Annotated in this window: 19 protein-coding genes; 10 read left to right on the top strand and 9 right to left on the bottom strand. The window is 56.1% G+C overall.

All coding sequences use genetic code 11. The features are described 5' to 3' along the window. Positions 1–304 precede the first annotated feature (304 nt). The 7 genes from MWU55_RS04965 (at position 305) to MWU55_RS04995 (ending at position 6,891) form a co-directional block, all read left to right on the top strand. On the top strand, positions 305–865 hold the full coding sequence (locus MWU55_RS04965) for a F0F1 ATP synthase subunit delta (protein WP_246934650.1): 561 nt from the start codon (positions 305–307) through the stop codon (positions 863–865). Then, positions 865–2,403, top strand: a complete 1,539-nt coding sequence (atpA, locus tag MWU55_RS04970) for a F0F1 ATP synthase subunit alpha (protein ID WP_246934651.1) — start codon at positions 865–867, stop codon at positions 2,401–2,403. The genes MWU55_RS04965 and atpA overlap by 1 nt, the downstream gene beginning before the upstream one ends. Before the next feature lie 14 nt (positions 2,404–2,417). Then, complete coding sequence (locus MWU55_RS04975; protein WP_246934652.1) at positions 2,418–3,296, top strand: F0F1 ATP synthase subunit gamma; 879 nt, start codon at positions 2,418–2,420, stop codon at positions 3,294–3,296. A gap of 18 nt (positions 3,297–3,314) precedes the next feature. Further along, a complete protein-coding gene (gene atpD / locus MWU55_RS04980) occupies positions 3,315–4,739 on the top strand; it encodes a F0F1 ATP synthase subunit beta (RefSeq protein ID WP_246934653.1) in 1,425 nt (474 codons plus the stop codon). 26 nt (positions 4,740–4,765) lie between these two features. Next, a complete protein-coding gene (locus MWU55_RS04985) occupies positions 4,766–5,176 on the top strand; it encodes a F0F1 ATP synthase subunit epsilon (RefSeq protein WP_246934654.1) in 411 nt (136 codons plus the stop codon). 104 nt (positions 5,177–5,280) lie between these two features. Further along, a complete protein-coding gene (locus tag MWU55_RS04990; protein ID WP_246934655.1) occupies positions 5,281–6,483 on the top strand; it encodes an MFS transporter in 1,203 nt (400 codons plus the stop codon). Between the two features lie 60 nt (positions 6,484–6,543). Continuing rightward, a complete protein-coding gene (locus tag MWU55_RS04995; RefSeq protein WP_246934656.1) occupies positions 6,544–6,891 on the top strand; it encodes an H-type lectin domain-containing protein in 348 nt (115 codons plus the stop codon). Between the two features lie 63 nt (positions 6,892–6,954). Here the strand turns inward: MWU55_RS04995 and MWU55_RS05000 are convergent, their stop codons facing one another. Then, on the bottom strand, positions 6,955–7,968 hold the full coding sequence (locus tag MWU55_RS05000) for a ribose-phosphate pyrophosphokinase (protein WP_246934657.1): 1,014 nt from the start codon (positions 7,966–7,968) through the stop codon (positions 6,955–6,957). A 105-nt stretch (positions 7,969–8,073) separates the two neighbouring features. Here MWU55_RS05000 and MWU55_RS05005 point away from each other — a divergent pair, with 105 nt between their 5' ends. Together MWU55_RS05005 and MWU55_RS05010 are read left to right on the top strand one after the other, a co-directional pair. Next, the gene (locus MWU55_RS05005; protein WP_246934658.1) at positions 8,074–8,667 is read left to right on the top strand and encodes a 2-hydroxychromene-2-carboxylate isomerase; all 594 of its coding nucleotides are present in this window, start codon (positions 8,074–8,076) and stop codon (positions 8,665–8,667) included. Positions 8,668–8,675: 8 nt separating this feature from the next. Continuing rightward, the gene (locus tag MWU55_RS05010) at positions 8,676–9,491 is read left to right on the top strand and encodes an alpha/beta hydrolase (RefSeq protein ID WP_246934659.1); all 816 of its coding nucleotides are present in this window, start codon (positions 8,676–8,678) and stop codon (positions 9,489–9,491) included. Here MWU55_RS05010 and MWU55_RS05015 read toward each other — a convergent pair whose 3' ends face one another. The 6 genes from MWU55_RS05015 to MWU55_RS05040 form a co-directional block, all read right to left on the bottom strand. After that, positions 9,492–10,541, bottom strand: a complete 1,050-nt coding sequence (locus MWU55_RS05015; protein ID WP_246934660.1) for a beta-eliminating lyase-related protein — start codon at positions 10,539–10,541, stop codon at positions 9,492–9,494. After that, a complete protein-coding gene (locus MWU55_RS05020) occupies positions 10,541–10,993 on the bottom strand; it encodes a YcgN family cysteine cluster protein (RefSeq protein ID WP_246934661.1) in 453 nt (150 codons plus the stop codon). Before MWU55_RS05020 ends, MWU55_RS05015 begins: the two co-directional genes overlap by 1 nt. After that, positions 10,993–11,283 (bottom strand): Dabb family protein, encoded by a 291-nt coding sequence (locus tag MWU55_RS05025; RefSeq protein ID WP_246934662.1) that lies wholly within the window; start codon positions 11,281–11,283, stop codon positions 10,993–10,995. Before MWU55_RS05025 ends, MWU55_RS05020 begins: the two co-directional genes overlap by 1 nt. After that, positions 11,280–12,230: a bifunctional riboflavin kinase/FAD synthetase gene (locus tag MWU55_RS05030; protein ID WP_246934663.1), complete on the bottom strand. Its 951-nt coding sequence runs from the start codon at positions 12,228–12,230 to the stop codon at positions 11,280–11,282. Before MWU55_RS05030 ends, MWU55_RS05025 begins: the two co-directional genes overlap by 4 nt. Before the next feature lie 81 nt (positions 12,231–12,311). Continuing rightward, positions 12,312–12,755 carry a MaoC family dehydratase gene (locus MWU55_RS05035; RefSeq protein WP_246934664.1) on the bottom strand — a complete coding sequence of 148 codons (444 nt, stop codon included), beginning with the start codon at positions 12,753–12,755 and terminating at the stop codon, positions 12,312–12,314. 187 nt (positions 12,756–12,942) lie between these two features. Continuing rightward, entirely contained in the window at positions 12,943–13,818 is an 876-nt protein-coding gene (locus tag MWU55_RS05040) for a TIGR01459 family HAD-type hydrolase (protein ID WP_246934665.1), read from the bottom strand. A gap of 159 nt (positions 13,819–13,977) precedes the next feature. On the opposite strand from MWU55_RS05040, the gene MWU55_RS05045 reads away from it, so the two are divergent. Then, positions 13,978–14,421, top strand: a complete 444-nt coding sequence (locus tag MWU55_RS05045; RefSeq protein WP_246934666.1) for a DMT family transporter — start codon at positions 13,978–13,980, stop codon at positions 14,419–14,421. Between the two features lie 102 nt (positions 14,422–14,523). Here MWU55_RS05045 and MWU55_RS05050 read toward each other — a convergent pair whose 3' ends face one another. Together MWU55_RS05050 and MWU55_RS05055 are read right to left on the bottom strand one after the other, a co-directional pair. Next, a complete protein-coding gene (locus tag MWU55_RS05050) occupies positions 14,524–15,072 on the bottom strand; it encodes a hypothetical protein (RefSeq protein ID WP_246934667.1) in 549 nt (182 codons plus the stop codon). 178 nt (positions 15,073–15,250) lie between these two features. Continuing rightward, positions 15,251–16,171: a manganese-dependent inorganic pyrophosphatase gene (locus MWU55_RS05055; RefSeq protein WP_246934668.1), complete on the bottom strand. Its 921-nt coding sequence runs from the start codon at positions 16,169–16,171 to the stop codon at positions 15,251–15,253. Between the last annotated feature and the right edge of the window lie 124 nt (positions 16,172–16,295).

Raw genomic sequence — 16,295 nt, forward strand, 5'->3', positions numbered from 1 at the left:
AAGGAATCGCGATTGATGGGCAATTCGGTATGCGATGGTATTCCGAATTGAGAGCCCGGAAATTCACACCTCGATCACGAATTTGTCCCTAGGGTTAAGGGGTATGGACGAAATGAGGCTGGAATCTTACGAAACCTACGTCCAGAATGTTGGCGTTAAACCCACTCAAGCCTGTTGCGGGGTGGGGTATTCCCTGCTACATGCGACGACGATTTAGATAGCACGCGCGAAAACGCGGCTTCTGTAGGCCGCCCCGGTTTGTCCAGCAGACCATAATGGGGCTTAGTACATCGGAAGGGTGGACGTGTCCGAACCAGTCTCGATCTCAACTGGCATTGCCCAACGTTATGCCACGGCCATCTTTGAGTTGGCCAAAGAGGGTAAGAAACTGAAAGCAGTTGAGGCGGATGTTACCGCTCTTGACGCTGCTCTCGCCGATAGCTCTGATCTTGTTGACCTGATCAATTCGCCGGTTCACACCCGCGATGAACAGGCCGCCGTGATCGCAGCTGTCGCCAAGAAAATGAAACTTTCGCCAATGGTCGCGAACGCGTTGGGGCTGATGGCCCAGAAACGTCGCTTGTTCGTACTGCCTCAGCTTCTGGGTGCTATGCGCGCCTTGATCGCCGAGGACAAAGGTGAGGTGACAGCAGATGTCACCGCAGCCAAAGCCATGACCAAGGCACAGCAAGACAAACTTGCCAAGGCTTTGAAAGCCTCGATTGGCAAGGATGTGAACATCAACCTGGCTGTCGATGAATCGCTCATCGGTGGCTTGGTGGTCAAAGTGGGCTCGCGGATGATCGATACGTCGGTCAAAGCCAAGCTCGATGCACTTCAGAATTCCATGAAAGAGGTCGGATAATGGGTATCCAAGCAGCAGAAATTTCTGCGATACTGAAAGACCAGATCAAGAACTTCGGCCAAGATGCCGAAGTGGCCGAAGTTGGCCGCGTTCTGTCGGTCGGTGACGGTATCGCCCGTGTATACGGTCTGGACAATGTTCAGGCAGGTGAGATGGTTGAATTCCCCGGTGGTATCCGCGGGATGGCTCTGAACCTTGAAGCCGACAACGTTGGTGTTGTTATCTTCGGTTCGGACCGCGACATTAAAGAAGGCGACACTGTTAAGCGTACGAACTCCATTGTGGACGTTCCTGCTGGTGACGAACTGCTTGGTCGCGTTGTTGACGGTCTGGGTAACCCGATCGACGGCAAAGGCCCGATCAAAACCAAAAAGCGCAACGTTGCTGACGTTAAAGCACCGGGCATCATCCCGCGTAAATCGGTTCACGAACCGATGGCAACCGGCCTGAAGTCGGTTGATGCGATGATTCCAATTGGCCGTGGCCAGCGTGAGCTGATCATTGGTGACCGTCAGACCGGTAAAACTGCCGTTGCTCTGGACGCGATCCTGAACCAGAAGTCCTACAACGAAGCCGCTGGCGACGACGAGAGCAAGAAGCTCTACTGCGTCTACGTAGCTGTTGGCCAGAAGCGCTCGACTGTTGCGCAGCTGGTGAAAAAGCTGGAAGAAACCGGCGCGATTGAATACTCGATCGTTGTTGCTGCAACCGCTTCGGACCCCGCTCCGATGCAGTTCCTGGCACCCTATGCAGCAACCGCGATGGCCGAGCACTTCCGTGACAACGGCCGCCACGCCCTGATCATCTATGATGACCTGTCGAAACAGGCTGTGTCCTATCGTCAGATGTCGCTTCTGCTGCGCCGCCCGCCGGGCCGTGAAGCTTATCCGGGTGACGTTTTCTATCTACACTCGCGCCTGCTGGAACGTTCGGCCAAGCTGAACGAAGACTATGGTGCAGGTTCGCTGACTGCTCTGCCGGTTATTGAAACCCAAGGTGGCGACGTTTCCGCGTTTATTCCGACCAACGTGATCTCGATCACCGACGGCCAGATCTTTCTGGAAACCGAACTGTTCTATCAGGGTATCCGCCCTGCTGTGAACACCGGTCTGTCGGTATCGCGTGTTGGCTCAAGCGCTCAGACGAAAGCAATGTCGTCGGTTGCTGGCCCGGTTAAATTGTCGCTGGCTCAGTATCGTGAGATGGCTGCATTCGCCCAGTTTGGTTCCGACCTCGACGCCTCGACCCAGCAGCTGCTGAACCGTGGTGCGCGTCTGACGGAACTGATGAAGCAGGCACAGTATTCGCCGCTGACCAATGCTGAAATCGTCTGCGTGATCTACGCTGGTACCAACGGCTATCTCGACAAGATCGACGTATCCGAGGTTGGCCGCTTTGAAGCTGGTCTTCTGAACCACCTGCGTCAGAAACACGCCGATCTTCTTGCCGATATCACCGACAATGACCGCAAGGTTAAAGGTGAGCTTGAGGACAAGGTCAAAGCAGCGCTGGACGCGTTCGCCGCTGACTTCGCTTAAGGGGGCTCAGACAGATGCCCAACCTTAAGGACCTCAAAAATCGGATCGAAAGCGTCAAGTCGACGCGGAAGATCACGAAGGCCATGCAGATGGTGGCCGCCGCAAAATTGCGGCGGGCACAGGAAGCGGCCGAAGCAGGTCGTCCCTATGCAGAACGGTTCAACGCCGTTCTGGGTGGGCTGGCAGCTTCGTCGGGGGGCGACAGCGCTCCGAAACTGCTTTCGGGTACGGGTTCGGATCAGGTCCACTTGCTTGTGGTCATGACTGCCGAGCGCGGCCTGTGCGGTGGCTTCAACTCGTCGATCGCCAAACTGGCGCGTGCGAAAGCGGAAGAGCTGACAGCTTCTGGCAAAACGGTCAAAATGCTGACCGTAGGCAAGAAGGGTCGCGAGCAACTGAAGCGTGAATTCGAAGATCAGATGATTAATCATGTTGATCTGTCGGGCGTGCGCAATGTTGGTTACGACAACGCTCAGTCCATCGCCAGCGACCTTATCCATCGTTTTAACGAGGGTGAGTTCGACGTCGCGACGATCTTCTACAACAAGTTCGAAAGCGTGATCAGCCAGATCCCGACTGCACAGCAGGTCATCCCGGCCAGCTTTGAAGCCCCCGAAGAGGGTGCTGAAGAAGCTTCGACCGTTTATGACTATGAGCCGTCGGAAGAAGGCATTCTTGCAACGCTGCTGCCTTCGGGTGTGGCCACGCAGGTCTTCACAGCGCTGTTGGAAAACGGTGCCTCAGAGCAGGGCGCGCGGATGTCCGCCATGGACAACGCAACCCGCAACGCAGGCGACATGATCGACAAACTGACCATTCAGTTCAACCGTTCGCGTCAGGCCGTGATCACCAACGAACTTATCGAAATCATTTCGGGCGCCGAGGCGCTCTAAGGAACCGGAGAAACAACAATGGCTAACGCTAAAGGTAAGATCACCCAGGTGATTGGCGCCGTTGTCGACGTTCAATTCGAGGATGCCCTTCCCGAAATTCTGAACGCGCTCAACACCGACAACAATGGCAACAAACTTGTCCTCGAAGTGGCACAGCACCTTGGTGAAAACACCGTTCGCTGTATCGCTATGGACGCATCCGAAGGTCTGGTCCGCGGCCAGGAAGTCACCGACACCGGTGCTCCGATCGCTGTTCCGATCGGCAACGCAACTCTGGGCCGTATCCTGAACGTCATCGGCGAACCCGTTGACGAAAAAGGCCCCGTGAAATCGAAAGCAACTCGCCCCATCCACGGCGATGCGCCTGCGTTCGAAGACCAGTCGACTGAAACCGAAATCCTGACCACGGGTATTAAGGTTATCGACCTGCTGGCCCCCTACACCAAGGGTGGTAAAATTGGTCTGTTCGGCGGTGCCGGCGTGGGTAAAACCGTTCTGATCATGGAGCTGATCAACAACATCGCAAAAGTGCACTCGGGTGTGTCCGTGTTCGCTGGTGTTGGTGAGCGGACCCGTGAAGGCAACGACCTGTACCACGAGATGATCGAATCCGGCGTTATTGTTCCCGATAACCTGGAAGAGTCGAAAATTGCTCTGGTTTACGGCCAGATGAACGAGCCTCCCGGAGCACGTATGCGAGTTGCTCTGTCGGGTCTGACCCTGGCGGAACAGTTCCGTGATGACACCGGTTCTGACGTTCTGTTCTTCGTCGACAACATCTTCCGCTTTACCCAAGCTGGTTCGGAAGTTTCGGCTCTGCTGGGCCGTATTCCTTCGGCGGTTGGTTATCAGCCGACACTGGCGACCGACATGGGTGCCATGCAGGAACGCATCTCATCGACCAAATCGGGTTCGATTACTTCGGTTCAGGCCGTATACGTTCCCGCAGATGACTTGACCGACCCTGCACCTGCAACCTCGTTTGCTCACCTTGACGCTACGACCGTTCTGGATCGTGCGATCTCGGAAAAAGGCATCTACCCGGCTGTGGATCCGCTTGGTTCGACCTCGCGTCTGCTTGACCCGCTGGTCATCGGTGAAGAGCACTACAAAGTTGCGACCGACGTTCAAGAAATCCTTCAGCGCTACAAGTCGCTGCAGGACATCATCGCCATCCTTGGCATGGACGAACTGTCGGAAGAAGATAAGCTGACTGTTGCGCGCGCTCGTAAGATCGAACGCTTCCTGTCGCAGCCCTTCGACGTGGCAAAAGTGTTCACCGGCTCGGACGGTGTTCAGGTTCCGCTGGAAGACACCATTGCTTCGTTCAAAGCAGTTGTGGCCGGCGAATACGACCACCTGCCCGAAGGCGCCTTCTACATGGTTGGCGGCATCGACGAAGTGATCGCCAAAGCCGAAAAGATGGCGGCAGACGCTGCTTAAGCTGAACCGCTGAAGGAGGGCCTCTGATGGCTGATACGATGCAATTCGACCTGGTGTCGCCGGAACGGAGCTTGGCTTCGCTTCAAGCGACCGCGGTCCAGCTGCCGGGTGCCGATGGCGACCTGACGGCGATGCCGAACCACGCACCGACGATCACGACGTTGCGCCCCGGTATCGTTCGCGTCGAGTCTCCGGAAGGCAACGCCGAATTTGCAGTCACTGGCGGTTTCGCCGAAGTGACCGCGGCTGGCACCTCGGTTCTGGCTGAACGTGCCCTGCCTGTTTCGGAAGTGACACAGGACGTTCTGGACGGGTTCGTTTCCGATGCGGCTGCCGCATCCGAAAACGCAACCGCTGAAAATCTGGACGAGCTGGCCAAACGCACGGTGGATATCGCTGCCATGGCAAGCGAACTGGGTCTGTCCGTGAAGGGCTAAGCCCACGGTACATGAGAATTAGAAAGCCCCGCCCAATCGGCGGGGCTTTTTGCATTTGCGCTTTGGTCCGCCACAGGTCACAGATGTGAGCAGAGGAGCAAAACATGCAAAAGCGCGGAGCGATCTGGTTCATCTTGGCCACCATCCTTCTGGATGCAGTGGGGATCGGCATTGTCTTCCCGATCATGCCAGACCTGATGGAGCGCGTGGGCGCGGCCAACACGGCTGACGGTGCGTTCTGGGGCGGTATTTTGATGGCCTCCTATGCTGCGATGCAGTTCCTGTTTGCTCCTATCATCGGCGGGATCTCGGACAGCCTTGGGCGTCGACCGGTGTTGCTTTTGGCATTGGTTACCCTTGCGGTGGATTACGTGATCATGGCACTGGCCACGACTTTCTGGTGGTTGTTGCTGGGACGCGTGCTCGCTGGGATAGCTGGGGCGACCTATATCACGGCGACTGCTTACCTGGCTGACATCTCGAAGCCCGAGGACCGGGCAACCAATTTCGGCCTAATCGGGGCCACCTTCGGCATCGGTTTTGTTATGGGACCTGCAATCGGCGGGTTGATCGCCAGTGTGCATATCACGGCACCCTTCTGGCTTGCCGCAGGACTGGCCGCAGCAAATGTCGCGTTTGGCCTATTCCTGCTGCCAGAAAGCCTTTCCGCGGAAAAACGCAGGCGTTTTTCGCGTCGCGATCTGAACCCTTTTGGCTCCATCCTGGACGCATTCCGCCTGCCAGGGTTGGGGCTGCCATTGCTTCTGATCTTCGCCTTTGAATTCGCGAACATGGTTTATCCAACCCTTTGGGCCTTCTGGACACGCGAGGTCTTTGGCTGGGGGACGGCTCTGATCGGCTTAACACTCGCCTCCTATGGTATTGGGGTCGCTTTCACGCAAGGCGTGGTTATGCGTTTTCTGATCCCGAATTGGGGTGAGTATAAAACCCTCATCTTCTCGGTCATATGCGCAATCGCGGCGCTGATTGCCTTTGGAGTTACAGCAAGCGTCTATGTTTTGTTTATTGGGATCGCTGTGGCGGCATTGGCAGACATGGCGCCCCCGACAATGACTGCCATGATGGCAAATATGGTGTCTGAAGATCGTCAGGGATTGCTACAAGGCGTGATCGCCAGCCTTGGTTCAATTGCTGCGGTTATTGCGCCGATGGCTGTCACTGGGATCTTCCAAGTTTTTGCCGATTCTGACGCGAGTTTTTACCTTCCTGGCGCGCCATTCCTGATTTCAGGCGTTATCATATTGGCACTACTACCACTTTTTTTGAGACTGAAGACGCAACCCTAACTTGATTTGGCCATAATTGTTGGGCATTAACTGATTGAATTTTTTAGAATAAGATAAGTTATGAGACGAATTCGACCCCAAATGCTGGGTGTAGACCGCGGCAGCAAAGTGCTGTTTTCGGATTTTGAGCACGACGGAGAAATGTGGACCGGAACCGGCCCGCGCAAGCTGCGCTGCCCAATCAAATTCTCAGAACCTTTTCTGTCCCCACCCATCGTAACCGTGTCGATGTCCATGTGGGACATTGCAGGGGAAAGCAATCAACGGGCAGATGTGACCACCGACAACGTGACGATCGAAGGATTTGACATCGTGTTTCGAACCTGGGGCGATACCCGGGTTGCCCGCGTGCGCACAGATTGGTTTGCGATGGGCGAAGTCGCAGATGATGAAATCTGGGACGTCTAGATCTCGATCTGCGCAACTAAAAAAGGGCCCCGCGGGGCCCTTTCGTGTGTTTGAAAGCAGTGATTAAGAATACATGCCTTCGTACAAGGGCTCGAGCGTGTCGTGATCAAACAGGGACGAGACAGAAGTGCCGCCCCAGATGTTCAGGATCGCTTGTGCGAACATGGGGGCGGTGGGAACCACGCGAATGTTCTTGGCGTCGAGTACGGGCTGGGTTGGTTCAATCGAATCCGTGATAACCAGAGATTTCATGACCGAGTTCTGGACACGCTCAACCGCAGGGCCAGACATGACGCCGTGGGTGATATAGGAATGCACTTCCTGCGCACCATTCTCCATCAGCACCTCGGCGGCTTTGCAAAGTGTGCCGGCTGTGTCGCAGATGTCGTCGATGATGATGCAGCGTTTGCCTTCAACATTCCCGATCACGGTCATTTCGGCAATCTCGCCCGGCTTTTCGCGGCGTTTGTCGACGATGGCCAGCGGTGCATTAATCCGCTTTGCAAGCTCACGGGCTCGCGCAACCCCGCCAACGTCAGGCGAAATCACCATCACTTCGTCCATGCAATCTTTAAAGTGATGTTTCAGGTCCAGTGCGAAGATGGGGCTGGCATACAGGTTGTCCACGGGCATATCGAAAAAGCCCTGAATCTGGGCGGCGTGAAGGTCCATGGTCAGAACGCGCTCGATGCCGGATTGTGCAATCAAGTTGGCCACCAGTTTGGCCGAGATCGGCGTTCGGGCCTTGGTGCGACGATCCTGTCGGGCATAGCCGAAGTATGGGATTACTGCGGTGGTTGTGCGCGCCGACGAACGGCGCAAGGTGTCGGCCATGATCAGCAGTTCCATCAGGTTGTCATTAGCCGGGTTCGAGGTGGGCTGGATGATGAACATATCCTCGCCGCGCACGTTCTCGTAGATCTCGACAAAGACCTCTTGGTCGTTGAAGCGCTCGACCCGGGCATCTACCAGCCCGACGTTAGAGCCGCGATGCATAGACATGCGTTTTGCGACGGCTTCGGCCAACGGACGGTTGGCATTGCCCGAGATAAGTTTCGGTTCGGTGATGGAAGGCATGGCAGCAGACCCCAGAGTTGCTCTGTATGACAGAATCGTGACGTTGACACCCCATAGCATCGGGATAGATTCCTTGAAACAGTTCAGGTGTCACAGGGAAGAAAAATGAGCCATATCGACTATTATTTCACAGTGCTGTCGCCATGGGCCTACTTTGGTGGGCACCGTTTTACGGAAATTGCTGGTAAGCACGGCGTTTCAGTCACCTACAAGCCTGTTGATATCGGGCAGTTGTTTGGCCGCACGGGTGGTCAATTGCCGAAAGATCGCCACCCATCCCGCATGGAATACCGCATGCAGGAGCTGAAGCGCTGGTCGAAGGCGTTGGATATGCCGATCAACTTCACCCCGGCGCATTGGCCGACGAACGGTGCGCCCGCATCTTATGCCGTCATCGCAGCACAAAGTGCAGGGACAGGAGATGTCGGCGCGCTGGTGAACGCGCTGATGCGCTCGATCTGGGTTGATGAAAAGGACATCGCAGATGATGCGGTGATCAAGGCGTGTCTAAGTGAGGCTGGATTTGATCCATCGCTGGCGGACAGTGGGCTGTTGATGGGGGCGGAAACCTACGCCACCAACACAGATGATGCCGTCAATGCGGGCGTCTTTGGATCGCCATTCTATGTTTGCGATGATGGCGAGAAATTCTGGGGGCAGGATCGGCTTGATCTGCTCGACGCGCATTTGTCTGCGTAAGGGTAAGTATGTTGGAAGACTTCGCAGGGCATGCGACCTACTGGGATCGCTTGGGACAAGGCACGCGCGATACGCTGTTCATTCATTGCTCTTTGGCCCATTCAGGTGCGTGGCGCGGTGTGCGCAAAGAGCTTGAGGATGTCCTATCGTCGCTCGCTTTTGATCTGCCGGGACATGGTCGCAGCGCAGATTGGGACGGGCAGGGCGACTATCAAGACGCCGCGACGCAAGTGGCGCTGGATCTCATGAAGCGCTTCGCGTCCGGCCAAGCTGACCTGATCGGTCACAGCTTTGGGGGAACAATTGCGTTGCGCGTGGCGCAGATCGCGCCTGATTTGGTGCGCAGCCTGACCCTTTATGAGCCGGTATTGTTCACGACAGCAAAATCCGATCCCTCGTATGAAGAAAACCACCGCTACATGAACGGTGTCTTTGCTGATGCAATGCGTGCGGGCGACCGGATGGAGGCTGCGCGGTTGTTCAATTGTCAGTGGGGAAGCGACACTGCGTGGGAAGCCCTGCCAGATCGATTAAAAGCAGACATGGCGGACCGCATTCACCTGATCCCCGCAGGCCGAAGCGTCACGCATGAGGATGTGCATGGGCAAGTGGCACCGAGGGCCTTGGAGAAGGTGCAGATACCGGTGCTGCTCATGGAAGGGGAACACTCACCCGATTTGGTGCGTGCCGTACATGACCGGATGCAGGCACGCTTTCCAAATGTCAGCCGCAGTATCATTGCCGGCGCTGGTCATATGGGCCCTATCAGCCACTCGAAAGTGGTGGCCGAAAGGATCCGTGCATTTCTAGACAAGCACCGATGATCAGCCGCGGATCAATGCGATAAACTGGTCGATATTCTCGTCGGTCATCGACCAATCTGCAACCATGCGCGCGGTCAGAATCTCGTTCGGGTCATCCCCTTCAAGGTTGTCATCCCAAACGTAGTATGCGGCCCCAGCGTCGTGCAGGCGTCGGTGACCCGCGCGGGACCACCCGGCAAAGCTGATATTGGCCTGCGGCTCATACAGGAAGGTGATGCCCTCAATCTGCTTCAATCCGCGGACAAGGCGCGCATTGGCATTATTGGCGCGGGCGGCGAGGTCCAGCCAAAGATTGCCTTCCAGATAGGCCAGCATCTGCGCGGCTAGGTAGCGGTTCTTCGAAAAGAGGTGCCCGCCCCGTTTGCGACGCAGTTCGAATTCCCATGCGTGTTTCGGGTCAAAGAAAATAACTGCCTCAACACCCATACAGCCGTTCTTTGTGCCACCAAAACTGACCACATCCACGCCAGCTTTCCACGTCATCTCGGCCGGAGTGCAGCCAAGCGAAACCAAAGCATTTGCAAAACGTGCACCATCCAGGTGAACGGGAAGGTTGAACCCTTTTGCCACGTCGCAAAGCGTTTTCAGTTCAGCGACGGAGTAAACCGTGCCGCGCTCGGTCACATTGGTGATCGAAACTGCCCCGCGTTGAGGTCCATGCACGCCACGGGACTCTTCCCCGCCGATGCTGGCCGCCAAAGCTTCTGCCGATATCTTCGCGTCCACCGCAGGCACCAGCGTCAGCTTGGCGCCGCCCGTATAGAACTCTGGCGCATTGCATTCGTCTTCGTGGATATGCGCCTCGGGTGAGCAGAAGATGGTGTCAAAGGGCTGCGTCAGCGTCGCCAGTGAAATCGAGTTCGCTGCCGTGCCGGTGGCCACAAGATAAACCGCGGCTTCAGGCGTTTCAAAAATTTCACGAATGCTGGCTGTGACCTGCTCCATCACACTGTCTGCACCATAGGGCATGGCATAGCCCTCATTCTCACGCATAAGCGCGTCCATGATCTTGGGGTGCACGGGGCCAGTATTGTCAGAGGCAAGATACATTAGTGAGGCTCCTCGATCAGGTGGTCTTCCCATTCGTCTTCTGGGACTTCAAATTCTGGCACGGTCCACCCCTGCACGCTGCGCCCGGCTTTGTGTACGCTGTCGGGATCACCCGACACCAGCGGATGCCAGTCATGAAGCGGCTTGCCTTCGTGGCGCAGTCGATAGGCGCAAGAGGCTGGCATGAAATATGCGGTCTCGCCGATGTTTTCTGGCGTCAGGTGGATGCATTCGGGAACGAATTGTAGCCGGATATCATATTGCGAACACTGGCACGTGTCGCCATCCAGAAGACGGCAGGCCACGCGGGTAAAGACCACATCACCAGTGTCTTCATCTTCAAGCTTGTTCAGACAGCATTTCCCACAGCCATCACACAGCGCTTCCCACTCAGCCGGGGTTAGTTCGCCCAAAGGACGTTCCCAAAAGCGTTTGCGCAGAGCGGCGGCCATCAGTCGGCTTCGAAATCTGCTGCAATGCGCATCTCACGCAAGGGCCGCACGCGGGTGATGGATTGCTGGTAAAGCGGATGTGCTTTGTAGGCGGCGAGCTGCGCTTCGTCCTCGAACTCACCATAGACAATGACGTCAGGCGAGGGGCCGGGGATCGGGTCTTCGAACCGGTTTTCTGCAATCTCAAGTCGGATGCAATCAGGGATACCTTTCAGAAGCTCCAATCCTTCGCGGACAGCGCTGCGGTCATTCGGGTTCTTCGCAGTGAAAAAGACGATGTGACGGATCATGGGGCGCTCTTTAGGTTTGATAGGATGTCACGGGCGCGGGCGCAGTCTGCGTCCATCTGGTTGATCAGCGCGTCTAGACCGTCAAAGACCTCTTCCGGGCGCAGATAGTCGATCAATGCGACCGAGATCTGTTCGCCATAAATGTCGCCCTTGAAATCAAAAATGAAGCTTTCGAGGTTCGGAAGGTTTTCGCCAAACATCGGGCGCGTGCCCATCGAAGCTGCACCGCCGTAGCTGCCTTTGTGCGGGCCGGTCAGTATGTCGACTTCCACCACGTAGACACCGAATTTCGGCGGGTGTAGCCCAGCGATGGACATATTGGCGGTGGGATAGCCCAGATCGCGCCCACGCTGGTCACCCCGGATCACTTCACCGTCGATGCGGTGCCAGTGGCCCAACATGCGGGCAGCGTCGCGCGGGCGGCCTTCAGTCAAAGCAGTGCGAATGGCGGTTGAGCTCACTTCGCCCACGTCGTCAGACATAAGGGGTGCGACGGTGACGCCAAATCCCAGCTTCTTGCCAAGTGCCTCTAGGTCGGCGGGCGTTCCAGCACGACCTTTGCCGAAATGAAAATCAGCGCCGATGAAAACATGGGTCAGGCCGAGGCCGTCCACGATAACTTCTCGGGCAAATTCCTCTGGGGTCAATGCAGACAGCGTATCGTTAAAGCTCAGCTCGAACAGTGCTTCGATCCCCAGCTTCTCTAGCCGGTGCGCACGGGTGTCGGTGTTCATCAGGCGAAAAGGCGGGGCCTTCGGGGCGAAGTATTCGCGTGGATGCGGCTCAAACGTCATGATGCCCAAAGGCGCGCCAAGCTCGCTTGCTTTTGCACGGGCAATGTCGATCACATATTGATGGCCCAGATGCACACCATCGAAATTACCGATGACGGCTGTGGCGCCCCGGTCGGATGGATCAACAAACTGATAGTCACGAATAATCCGCATATGCTGGCATTATCGTGCGGGGCAACAGGGTGCAAGTCTGCGCTTTGGAACAGGCTTCGATCGCAACAGAAAACGGCGTGATCAGTCCAATTTCGCGGACGGTGCCAGAACCTTCGCTTCACCCTTCAAAACGGGTTTTCCATCCACCAGACACTCGGTTTTCAGGGTCACGCGGCGTTTGGAATGGTCAATGTCCAGCACGGTCACTTCTGCACGCACGACATCGCCGGGGCGCACAGGGGCAAGAAACGTCAGTTGCTGACCCATATAGATGGTGCCGTGACCCGGAAGCTGCTCGCCAATCACGGCTGAGATCAACCCGGCGGTCAGCATGCCATGGGCAATGCGGCCCTGAAAAATCGTGTCTTTCGCGTAGTCATCATCCAAATGCACCGGATTGCGGTCGGTCGAGACCTCGGCGAACAGCTCGATATCGCGGTCTGTCACCTCTTTGATGACGTGCCGTGACATGCCGATTTCCAGCTCTTCAATGCAGATCGTTCCGCGTGGGAAGTTGTCCAACATTTTGTCCTCCGGGTAACAAATGGATTACTTAGCCGTTCGTATCGGTAATAACATTACTTTGCAACCGCAGAAAATCAAGGGGAAATTGGTGCAGTTGATGGCAGCAAGCGTGCGAAACAAGGCCGCATCAAACCCTGCTCGTGTCGGCACGGTGATCTAAAAGATAATTTATTATCAAAGGGATGCGCTAACGCAGATAGCCGATTGCAAAGGTCGGAGTGATCATCTGCGACTGGATATACTGATCCAGCGCGTCTGGATCCGGCTGCGTGCGGGTATTTGTCTCTTCCCGGGCCAAGCCGCCAGTGATGAAGAGGGAATCGATATCCTCGCCCAATGCGCCTTTGATGTCCGTGGCGATCCCGTCACCAATGGCGAGGATCCGGTTGTCTTGGGTGGCGCGTCCGTCCGCAATCATCCGACGTCGCGCCAGATCATAGATCGGGGGGTGCGGTTTGCCGAAATACAGGCTCTCGCCCCCCATTTCGGTATACATCTTGGCGATCGCGCCGGCGCACCATTCCCGCTCTTCACCTCGGTCAACGATGATGTCCGGGTTGGCGCAAAGAAGCTTTTGCCCCATCTGTTTGGCCATCAGCAGGGCAGGGCGCAGCTCTTCCAGATCAGCCATAGGATCGAAGGGGCCGCAACAGGCGATGCCTTCGGCCTGATCGACGGGAACGCGGGTGATTTCGACCGGATTGTCGATGACGTGCAAAGGCTCAAAGAACCCCTCGTCACGTTCCCATTCACCCATGAAATAGACCTTGTTGCCAATGGCTCCGGTGAACATCGCTGCGCGGGCGCTGTCGCCCGAGGTTGCGATGGTGTCATAGCAATCCGAGGGCACACCGAAGTCCGGCAACTGCTCCACCACACCCGCGCGGGGTTTGGGAGAATTCGTGACCAGCACGACATAGCCTCCATTTGCGCGGTAGGCTTGCAGGGCTGCCACAGCCTCGTCAAACGCTGTGATCCCGTTGTGCACACAGCCCCAGAGGTCGACGAACAGCGCGCCGTAGTTCGCGGAAATCTCAGACAGGCTGGTGATGATACGGGTCATGGCGCGGTCTCCTTGGGTGTCATGGGAGATATGGCAGAGGGGAGGCGGGGTGACTAGGGGGAGTTCGAAGGTTTGGAAGCCATTGGGACGGGCTCGTCGTTCGTTGTTCATCAAGATTAGTGCTAGTGTGGCGGTTATTTGATGGTGTGGGAGGGAACCATGGCAATTCACTTGATCGGTTTGGCGCTGCTAATGGGCGCAATAATTTCTATTTATCTTCCGATGATTTCGCAAACCGCTAAAATTCTGGGTTCGGGGCCGATGGCCAACATACCCTTTTTCGCAGTCGCTCTGGTTTCGTCGATTGTTATTGCGATCAGCACGGGAAGTCGGGGAGGAGAGTTCCAGAAAATTGGCGCTTTGCCACTTGGGCTCCTAACCGCGGGTGTGATGAGTGCAGGAATGATCATCGGATCAAGCTATCTCATCCCAAGAATCGGCATCGGCGCGTTTTTTGTGCTTCTGGTTTCTGGTCAGGTTTTGGCAGGAATGGTGTTCGGCTATTTCGGCATGTTCGGCGTGCCCGCAAGCGCAATGACAACGGGAAAGGTTTTAGGGGCGTTGCTCGTTATTGCCGGCGTGTATTTGGTAACTTTCAAATAGGCATTACAGGCACTTTCCCCGGTAATCGTGTACGCATGTCCGATGTGGCGGGCACAGCTAAGTACGTATTGACCTGCGTTTTGCGGCTCACGAAGTACCGCTTCAGTTCCCAGAGCGTTGCATCATCATCATGTGCACCGCATGCATCCCTTGGGACGCCATGGCTGAAACTTCCTGCGCATGAAGCTGCAAGGCGGCAACGACCTCTGGATCGTCTGACGTCTGGGTCACCACAATGCCCTCGTCCGTCACCTCGATGGTGTTTGAAATCGTCTCGGCGCGGTCAAAGAAGATGTCCAATGTCGGGCTTTGAATGATGATTTTCGGATCGTCCTGACGCTCCACCCGATCGATCATGCCGACGACATGACTGACAAGCACCTCCATAACCGCGGGGTCGCTTGATAGTGTCACCGTGCGAATGCCGTTTGGTAGATTTTCAACCGTCCGTTCAAGTGTAGTGAAGTTGCGAAACAGGATCGCCAATTCCTGGCTTTCCTCTGGCGTTGCATTTTCGCCGCGCAACCCCGGCATGCGCATTTCGTCATGTCCGGTGCCATCTGCGCCATGACCATGACCGTGGCTCATTTGGGCATTGGCGCCAAAACCGGTTGCCACGCAGACCAATGCGCTTAGCACGATTGATTTCATTTTTGAGGAAAAGGGGAAATTGGTTGAGGGGTGACGCATCTAAGTTCTTTCAGTGATGTATGCAGGATCATTTATCACATTCGGAATGTCGAATGAATGAACTTCCTGTGAAGAGCCACACAACAAAAAAAGCCCGCATGTACATGCGGGCTTCTTCGGTTCTATTGGCCAAACTGGCTTACACAGCCAAGTTCGGAATGATCTGTTTTTTGCGGCTCATGATGCCGGGCAGGACAACGGCGTCGCCCTCGACAGTGGCGCCAAAGCTCTTTTCAGCTACGCTTTTGACCACGTCGTTCGGGATCAGCAGGGTGGCTTCTTCCTTCAGGATGTCCACGACGAAGAGCAGAACCTGATCCACACCGTCTTCGGCTGCAACGGTTTTGAAGGTTTCCATCAGGCTTGCTTTACGGCCTAGTGGGATTTCCGGTGCGGTGGTTTCAAGAACCGAAACGCGGAATTTGGTGCCCGACACTTCGTACTCTTTCGAATCCATGCGGATCAGTTCGGCGTCCGAGAACTCGGACACATCCGACTTGGCGGCGAACATCTCGGCTGCGTATTCGGTGACATTGATGCCCAGATCAGCGGCCAGCGCGGCCACGACTTCGCGGTCGCGGTCGGTGGTGGTGGGCGAGCGGAATTCCAGCGTGTCCGACAGGATACAGGTCAGGGCCGCGCCTTTGACCCAATCGGGCATCTTTGCAACATCGTCACCCATCAGGTCGTACATGATGGTCGCGGTGCAGGCCAGCGGACGAATTGTGATGTCGATGGGCCCTTTGGTTTCCAGACCGCCGACCAGTTTGTGGTGGTCGATGATGGCCTGAACGTCGGCGCCATTGATGTTGGCTGGCAGCTCGGCGGGATTGTTGGTGTCAACGATCACGCAGGTTTGGTCGTCGGCTACATCGTCGATGATGCGCGGTTTGGGCAGGTCCCAGCGTTCGAGCATCCAAGCAGCTTCGGTATTGGGTTCGCCCAACAAAACAGCTTCGGCATTACCGCCCTTCACTTCGTTGAGGTACCAGGCCCAAATGATGGGCGAACCGGTCGAGTCGGTGTCAGGCGATTTGTGGCCAAATACGAGGGTTGTCATAAGCATCATCCGTCTTTGTGTGATCGAGGTTACGCGCCTTATAAGTAGGCGCTTGCGCCTTGTCATCCCTGATAGGGCCAACATTTGTGCAGATGCAGAAACCCCGCTATGCGTTTGGGGTAAG

This window comes from Aliiroseovarius sp. F20344, from assembly GCF_023016155.1.
In the GTDB taxonomy this organism is placed as follows: Bacteria; Pseudomonadota; Alphaproteobacteria; order Rhodobacterales; family Rhodobacteraceae; genus Aliiroseovarius.

What these genes read in the sequence shown, in the direction of transcription:
- MWU55_RS05020 (WP_246934661.1), bottom strand. Translation starts at nt 10,993, where the DNA reads ATGGCCGCCGCTCTGCGCAAACGCTTTTGGGAACGTCCTTTGGGCGAA.
- MWU55_RS04975 (WP_246934652.1), top strand. Translation starts at nt 2,418, where the DNA reads ATGCCCAACCTTAAGGACCTCAAAAATCGGATCGAAAGCGTCAAGTCG.
- atpD (WP_246934653.1), top strand. Translation starts at nt 3,315, where the DNA reads ATGGCTAACGCTAAAGGTAAGATCACCCAGGTGATTGGCGCCGTTGTC.
- MWU55_RS04985 (WP_246934654.1), top strand. Translation starts at nt 4,766, where the DNA reads ATGGCTGATACGATGCAATTCGACCTGGTGTCGCCGGAACGGAGCTTG.
- MWU55_RS04990 (WP_246934655.1), top strand. Translation starts at nt 5,281, where the DNA reads ATGCAAAAGCGCGGAGCGATCTGGTTCATCTTGGCCACCATCCTTCTG.
- MWU55_RS05040 (WP_246934665.1), bottom strand. Translation starts at nt 13,818, where the DNA reads ATGACCCGTATCATCACCAGCCTGTCTGAGATTTCCGCGAACTACGGC.
- MWU55_RS05005 (WP_246934658.1), top strand. Translation starts at nt 8,074, where the DNA reads ATGAGCCATATCGACTATTATTTCACAGTGCTGTCGCCATGGGCCTAC.
- MWU55_RS04995 (WP_246934656.1), top strand. Translation starts at nt 6,544, where the DNA reads ATGAGACGAATTCGACCCCAAATGCTGGGTGTAGACCGCGGCAGCAAA.
- MWU55_RS05010 (WP_246934659.1), top strand. Translation starts at nt 8,676, where the DNA reads ATGTTGGAAGACTTCGCAGGGCATGCGACCTACTGGGATCGCTTGGGA.
- MWU55_RS05035 (WP_246934664.1), bottom strand. Translation starts at nt 12,755, where the DNA reads ATGTTGGACAACTTCCCACGCGGAACGATCTGCATTGAAGAGCTGGAA.
- MWU55_RS05050 (WP_246934667.1), bottom strand. Translation starts at nt 15,072, where the DNA reads ATGAAATCAATCGTGCTAAGCGCATTGGTCTGCGTGGCAACCGGTTTT.
- MWU55_RS05000 (WP_246934657.1), bottom strand. Translation starts at nt 7,968, where the DNA reads ATGCCTTCCATCACCGAACCGAAACTTATCTCGGGCAATGCCAACCGT.
- MWU55_RS05055 (WP_246934668.1), bottom strand. Translation starts at nt 16,171, where the DNA reads ATGACAACCCTCGTATTTGGCCACAAATCGCCTGACACCGACTCGACC.
- atpA (WP_246934651.1), top strand. Translation starts at nt 865, where the DNA reads ATGGGTATCCAAGCAGCAGAAATTTCTGCGATACTGAAAGACCAGATC.
- MWU55_RS05030 (WP_246934663.1), bottom strand. Translation starts at nt 12,230, where the DNA reads ATGCGGATTATTCGTGACTATCAGTTTGTTGATCCATCCGACCGGGGC.
- MWU55_RS05015 (WP_246934660.1), bottom strand. Translation starts at nt 10,541, where the DNA reads ATGTATCTTGCCTCTGACAATACTGGCCCCGTGCACCCCAAGATCATG.
- MWU55_RS05025 (WP_246934662.1), bottom strand. Translation starts at nt 11,283, where the DNA reads ATGATCCGTCACATCGTCTTTTTCACTGCGAAGAACCCGAATGACCGC.
- MWU55_RS05045 (WP_246934666.1), top strand. Translation starts at nt 13,978, where the DNA reads ATGGCAATTCACTTGATCGGTTTGGCGCTGCTAATGGGCGCAATAATT.